Origin of the sequence: Vibrio sp. 10N.261.52.C11 (genome assembly GCF_041471405.1) — a bacterium.
Classification (GTDB): Bacteria; Pseudomonadota; Gammaproteobacteria; order Enterobacterales; family Vibrionaceae; genus Vibrio; species Vibrio crassostreae_C.
In genome coordinates this window covers 1-918 of the sequence record NZ_JBFROI010000077.1, presented here as the reverse complement: position 1 = coordinate 918, position 918 = coordinate 1, and the positions used below count along the sequence as shown (strand labels likewise).

Annotated in this window: 2 protein-coding genes; both read right to left on the bottom strand. The window is 35.0% G+C overall.

Features of this window, described 5'->3' with window-relative positions:
* Positions 1-162 precede the first annotated feature (162 nt).
* The gene (locus tag AB4323_RS22085; protein WP_372153346.1) at positions 163-432 is read right to left on the bottom strand and encodes a hypothetical protein; all 270 of its coding nucleotides are present in this window, start codon (positions 430-432) and stop codon (positions 163-165) included.
* A gap of 33 nt (positions 433-465) precedes the next feature.
* Positions 466-795, bottom strand: a complete 330-nt coding sequence (locus tag AB4323_RS22080; RefSeq protein WP_372153344.1) for a hypothetical protein — start codon at positions 793-795, stop codon at positions 466-468.
* Between the last annotated feature and the right edge of the window lie 123 nt (positions 796-918).

Here is a 918-nt window from a genome sequence, read left to right as displayed (position 1 = left end):
CAGCTTCGCTGTGCTGACTTGACGCAGCTACGCTGCGAGAATCGATAGGTAGGCTCTGTGTCGTATCCGTGCTCAACTGTTTTATGATCCACACCAGCAGTTTTGGACACCGAGTTAAGTGAGTATGGACTGCCACCGATCTCCTAGACAAATTTCGCCTATTTAAACCAGTTTGTAGTTCACGGCTTTATGAAAGTGAGGCTCCTCATTGTTCATATCGAGTTTTTCCGAGCAATAAGGACAAAAGCGAATATTAAATGCCGTTTGCCATAAAAGTTCTCCCACATTATTGATTTCCGTGCTTAACTCCAAGTCTCTTTCTTTTGCAGTTTCTGAAATGAATAGAAACCATTGTCGATCTGATGTGTAATGATCCGTGAAATAGATAATAACCTCTTCTGGCATGTGTTCACATTGATGCTGTTTATTCATGCATTCACCTTCGGCTTTTATGAGTTTATCTGTCTAAAAGAATACGAAGTTTTCTGATGTTTCAGTCGCTACGTTTCTTCTCGATTTATACCTGTTACAACCATATAGCCCAGGAACACGAGACTCCTTTTGGTTCGAGCTTTGCTGATATAAATTGTTGGTAACGGACTTTTCTTTAGTTCCAGAATACCTAAAGCGCTCGAGTTGATCTTCAACTGTTAATGAATTAGCTTTAAAAATTGCTTCTTCATCTGAAATACATAAAATATTCTTTCCGACATTCTTATCAGAAACAATTTCAACACTTTTTTTATTGATGTAATGATACTTTCTTTTTTTCTGAGCTTTCAGTTCAACACTCATAACTATATCCATTAAAAATAAAACCAATAACTTTAATTAATCATAATTAACCCCTTCTGTAAAGAATATTTTAAAAATTTATATTCCCCTTAATTTAATAATTAAATATTTAATTATTAAATT